The organism is Rhodococcus sp. IEGM 1379 (genome assembly GCF_030056815.1).
In the GTDB taxonomy this organism is placed as follows: domain Bacteria; phylum Actinomycetota; class Actinomycetes; order Mycobacteriales; family Mycobacteriaceae; genus Rhodococcus_F.
In genome coordinates this window covers 1-5095 of the sequence record NZ_JASHKR010000151.1, presented here as the reverse complement: position 1 = coordinate 5095, position 5095 = coordinate 1, and the positions used below count along the sequence as shown (strand labels likewise).

General features: G+C 61.8%; 6 protein-coding genes. 4 read left to right on the top strand and 2 right to left on the bottom strand.

Annotation, left to right across the window (positions count from 1 at the left end; translation table 11 throughout):
* The first annotated feature begins 18 nt into the window (after positions 1-18).
* Positions 19-957, top strand: a complete 939-nt coding sequence (locus QM600_RS28920) for a 3-oxoacyl-ACP reductase (RefSeq protein WP_283265174.1) — start codon at positions 19-21, stop codon at positions 955-957.
* A 43-nt stretch (positions 958-1000) separates the two neighbouring features.
* On the top strand, positions 1001-1744 hold the full coding sequence (locus QM600_RS28915) for an SDR family NAD(P)-dependent oxidoreductase (RefSeq protein ID WP_283265172.1): 744 nt from the start codon (positions 1001-1003) through the stop codon (positions 1742-1744).
* Between the two features lie 22 nt (positions 1745-1766).
* Here QM600_RS28915 and QM600_RS28910 read toward each other — a convergent pair whose 3' ends face one another.
* Entirely contained in the window at positions 1767-2672 is a 906-nt protein-coding gene (locus QM600_RS28910; protein ID WP_283265171.1) for an amidohydrolase family protein, read from the bottom strand.
* Between the two features lie 126 nt (positions 2673-2798).
* Between QM600_RS28910 and QM600_RS28905 the strand changes: the two genes are divergently transcribed.
* Positions 2799-3347 (top strand): nuclear transport factor 2 family protein, encoded by a 549-nt coding sequence (locus QM600_RS28905; protein ID WP_283265170.1) that lies wholly within the window; start codon positions 2799-2801, stop codon positions 3345-3347.
* A 5-nt stretch (positions 3348-3352) separates the two neighbouring features.
* On the top strand, positions 3353-4486 hold the full coding sequence (locus QM600_RS28900; protein WP_283265169.1) for an NADH:flavin oxidoreductase: 1134 nt from the start codon (positions 3353-3355) through the stop codon (positions 4484-4486).
* A gap of 5 nt (positions 4487-4491) precedes the next feature.
* Here QM600_RS28900 and QM600_RS28895 read toward each other — a convergent pair whose 3' ends face one another.
* The gene (locus QM600_RS28895; RefSeq protein ID WP_283265173.1) at positions 4492-5076 is read right to left on the bottom strand and encodes a ribonuclease H family protein; all 585 of its coding nucleotides are present in this window, start codon (positions 5074-5076) and stop codon (positions 4492-4494) included.
* Positions 5077-5095 lie beyond the last annotated feature (19 nt).

Sequence of the window (5095 nt, the reverse complement as noted above, 5' to 3'; positions counted from 1 at the left end):
GGATCGAAGGAGCACGACATGACGCAATCACTGAGCTTGGAAGGCAAAGTTGCCGCAGTCACCGGCGCAGGCGCAGGCCTGGGCCGCGCGGAAGCACTCGGTCTGGCAGCCGCAGGCGCAGCCGTCATCGTCAATGACATGGGCTCCGCAGCCAACGACGTCGTCGACGAGATCAAGGCAGCCGGCGGACAGGCACTCGCCATCACCGGCGACGTCTCCGACTGGTCGCTCGGCGGTCGCATCATCGACGAAGCCGTCAAGAACTTCGGCTCCTTCGACATCCTCGTCAACAACGCGGGCATCCTGCGCGACAAGATGATCTTCAACCTGACCGAGTCCGACTGGGACGACGTCATCCGCGTGCACCTCAAGGGCCACGCCGCCACCTCGCATGCCGCAGCCGTCCACTGGCGCGCAGCCAGCAAGGCAGCCGACGCTCCCGTCTACGGCCGCATCATCAACACCTCCTCCGAGGCATTCCTCTTCGGCTCAGCTGGACAGCCCAACTACTCCGCAGCCAAGGCCGGTATCACCGCTCTGACACTCTCGAGTGCGGCCGGCCTCTCACGTTACGGCGTCCGTACCAACGCCATCTGCCCGCGCGCCCGGACCGCAATGACGGCAGAAGCCTTCGGCGAGAACAACACCGGCGCCACCGGCCTCGACCCGCTGGCACCTGAGCGCGTCGCAACGCTCGTCAGCTACCTCGCCTCCCCTGATTCCGACGAGATCAACGGACAGGTCTTCGTCGTCTACGGCAAGATGGTTGCACTGATGGAAGCCCCCAAGGTCGAGAACCGTTTCGACGCAGCCGGATCCGCGTTCACCGTCGAGGAACTCGGCGGCCAGCTCACGTCCTACTTCTCCGGCCGCGGCCCCTACGAGACCTACGCTGCATACAGCGTCGCTGGACTCGAAAAGATCGCCCTCGCAGTCGACGAGACCACTACCGTCTAAGTAAGCACCAACTACGCGACACCAATAACGAGGAGCGCATTTCATGAGGTTGAACGGCAAAGTGGCGATCGTCACCGGTGGCGCCGGCGGAATCGGTCGAGCAATCACCCGAGTCTTCGCCCGTGAAGGCGCGAAGGTCCTGTTCGTCGACATCAATGACGAGCAGGGTCAGGCCCTCGAACAGGAACTGGCCGGTGCCGGCAAGTTCCTGAACGTCGACCTCGCCGCGGCAGGTTCTGCCGAGCAGATCCGCGACGCAGCGGTCGAAGCTTTCGGCGGCATCAACATCCTGGTCAACAATGCTCACGCTTCGCGTCAGGCTTTGTTGTTGGAGACCACTCAGGACATGTTCGACCTGTCCTTCAACACCGGCTTCTACCCGGTCGTTCACCTGATGCAGGCGTGCCATGACGAGCTGGCCAAGTCCAAGGGCTCGGTCATCAACTTCGCGTCGGGCTCCGGCCTGGACGGTATGCCCACCCAGACGTCGTACGCGGCAGCCAAGGAAGCAGTACGCGGCCTGACTCGCGTCGTCGCCAATGAATGGGCACCGGAAGGCATTCGGGTCAACGTGATCTGCCCGTTCGCCGCGACCGAAGGTGTCGTCAAATGGCAGGAAGCATTCCCGGAGCGCGCCGCCGCGTCCGTCGCCAAGGTTCCGCTGGGCCGGATCGGCGATCCCGAGACCGACATCGCGCCGGTCGCAGTGTTCCTCGCGAGTGACGATTCCCAGTACATGACCGGCCAAACGTTGATGGCCGACGGCGGCAGCATCAAACTCCGCTGACTACTCTCTTCTCGGTGGGTGCTCAGCCCACCGAGAAGAGCTTGGCAGCGTTGTCGTGAAGGACGGCCCGTAACCACTCGTCACTCAGATCGAAGCGCGTAACTGCTTGCAGTGCTTGGAGATACGGATACGGAATATTCGGGAAATCGCTGCCGAACAAGATCCGATCCTGCATATCCACCAATCGCGGGATGTCAGCCTTGGGGAAAGCGCCCTGCGCTTCCGTGAAATCGGTGAACGCCATCGTCGTATCCAAACGGACGTTCCCGTATACCTCTGCCAGATCCAGGAATTCGCTGTACTCGGGCATGCCCATGTGCGCGATGATCAGAGATAGTTTCGGGTAACGCGCCAGCAACGTTGCGATTCGATCCGGCCCCGTGTACTGACCTGGCGCCGGTCCCGATCCGCAATGAATGACAATGGGTATTTCGGCGTCTTCGAGTTGTCCCCACACGTGATCCAATAGTTGATCATTGGGATCGTAGTTGCCGACCTGGATGTGAGACTTGAAGATTCGAACCCCCGACTCCAAGGCCTTCCCGACGTACGATGCGGCCGACTCCTCGGGATAGAACGTCGCCGTGTGGATGCAGTCAGGTGTCTGTGCGGCAAATTCGGCGGCCCACGCATTGAGCCACTCCGCCATCGCATTCTTGTGTGGGTAGATCATCGAGGTGAACGAACGGACTCCGAATTCACGAAGTCGATGCACACGTTCCTCTTCCGCCATCCGATAGGTGATCGGCCACGGCCGACCGATCATCGGCCCCGCCGAATCGAAGTAGTCCCACACCTTGTCCATCACGCTCTTGGGCATGAAGTGGGTGTGAATGTCGATGAGTCCGGGCAACCCCAGTTCCTGCCAGAACGCGCGGATCTCGGCAATTTCCTGCGAGGCTGGAACTGAATCTGCTTCCGTGCACATATCGAACGCTCCTTCTGTTTTGCTCGACCCTACCCAGCGCCGTCGCGCTCACCGAGACCGGTGATTGACGGCAGGGCGCCGGCACCCGAGTGTGAAGGCATCTTGCCGATCACTGCTGGAGGTTGAATGTCTCAGTCCAATTCCGACGTCGCGTCACCCCACCCCGAAAAGGAACTACTCAGTCCCGTCGAGGAACTACTCGCGATCGAGGAAATCAAGAGGGTCTTCGCGGCTCGCCTGCGCTGCATGGATACCAAGCAGTGGCACATCTACCCGACGCTGCACACGGCGGACGTAGTCAGCGAAACGTGGGGCGGTCTCCCCACGGACAAGCAACCCAAGACCGGCGAACAGTCCAACCAGGTTGTCGGTATCGAAAAGCTCACCAATGCCATTCGCAACATGCTCGACGGCGAAATCCCCCTCACCACGGCGCACCACGCGCACATGCCCGAAATCGTGTTGACCTCCCCCACGACTGCTACCGGCATCTGGGCGATGGAAGACATGCTGTGGTGGAACGACGGCGAGAAAGAACTCCACCTGCACGGCTACGGCCACTACCACGAGGAATACCGCAAAGAGGACGGCAAGTGGCTGATCAGCTACCGCACCCTCACCAGGTTGCGCGTCGACCAGGACCCCGGATTCTTCCGATTCATGAAAGCACTGTGATTGACATGACCAACCCCCTGTTCCAGCCGCTGCGTATCCGTTCGCTCGAGCTTGCCAACCGCATCGTCATGTCCCCCATGACCCGCTCACGTTCGACCGACGGAGTTCCCGGCCAGGACGTAGCCGACTACTACAGTCGACGCGCTTCGGGCGGCACCGGCCTCATCGTCACCGAGGGAGTGGCCATCGATCACGCCACCGCGGTCGATCACGTCAACGTTCCCAACCTGCACACCCCCGAGGCCCTGGCGGGCTGGCGCAAGGTCGTCGACGACGTCCACGCAGCCGGTGGCAAGATCGTTCCGCAGCTCTGGCACGTCGGCCCGTTGTGGGGCGCGATGATGCAGCTCGATCCCGAGCTCAAGCCGATGCGTCCGTCCGGCGAGTGGGGCCCGCTGGGCGTCACTTCGTACACGTCCGAGTATGTCGAGCGCGCCCAGGCTGTCACCGAAGCGATGACCGAGCAGGACATCGCGGATGTCATTGCCGCTTATGCTCGTTCTGCAGTCAATGCACTCGAGGTCGGTTTCGACGGCATCGCAATCCACGGCGGCCACGGTTACCTTCTCGACTCCTTCCTGTGGGAAGGCACCAACAAGCGCGACGACGCTTGGGGCGGCGACCTCGAGCGTCGTACCAAGTTCCCCGTCGCCGTGGTAGCTGCGATCCGCGAAGCCGTCGGCCCCGATGTGCCGATCATCTACCGTTTCTCGCAGCACAAGCAGCAGGACTTCACCGCCAAGATCGCCGAGACCCCGGAGGATCTGGGTGTCATCCTGGGCGCGCTGGTCGACGCCGGAGTGGACGTTCTGGATGCCAGCATCCGCCGCTTCGACGTCCCCGCCTTCGAAGGCAGCGATCTCTCGCTGGCAGGCTGGGCCAAAAAGCTGACCGGTGCGGTCACGATGGCCGTCGGCAGTGTCGGCCTCGGAAAGTCTCTGCGCGACAGCCGCATCGAGGGATCTTCTCCCGTCGTGGACAATATCCCCGAACTGGAGAAGCGCATCGGTTCCGGTGAGTTCGATCTGATCGCAATCGGCCGCCTGCACCTTGCGGATCCGGCGTTGGCCACCACCCTGCGTGCCGGTGACCCGCTTCCCGCATTCGACCGTGCGGTCCATGAGGGCAGCTTGACCTAGACAACTCAGAAGAGTGTGAACAGATCTTCAGGTTCGATGGCCGTCGTGGACTTCTCCTTGTAGGAGGGGTTCACCACGGTCATTTCCTTTTTCACCGAAAGTACAGCAGTCGGTGCTGGAGTTTCAATCGGTACAGCAAGCGGCACCGACGCTATGTCCCCGGAGACAATGGCGCGTGCGGCCTCGCCGGCCAACTTGTCGGCTACCTCGTTGTAGTGGTTGCCGACGTGTCCGCGAACCCAACGAAAACGCACCGGGCCGACGCGCTCGGTGATGACCCGGTCGATTCCCTGCACGAGTTCCAGGTTCTTGACGGCGCCGCCACTTGCGGTTTTCCATCCCTTGCGCTTCCAACTCGGTAGCCACTCGGAGGCGCATTTGATGGCGTACTGCGAGTCGGATTCGATGAGCAGGGGCTCGTCACCGGGGTGTGCGACGACAGCCTCGAACAAGGCTCGCAATTCTGCGATCTGATTTGTTCCGGATGATTCACCACCCGACATGCTGGGACCCTCGTGATTGACCCAAGCCCAGCCGATAGCCCCGCCGGGGTTTCGCAGACAGGATCCGTCGGTGCTCACGATGATCATGGCTCGGACAATACGTTGC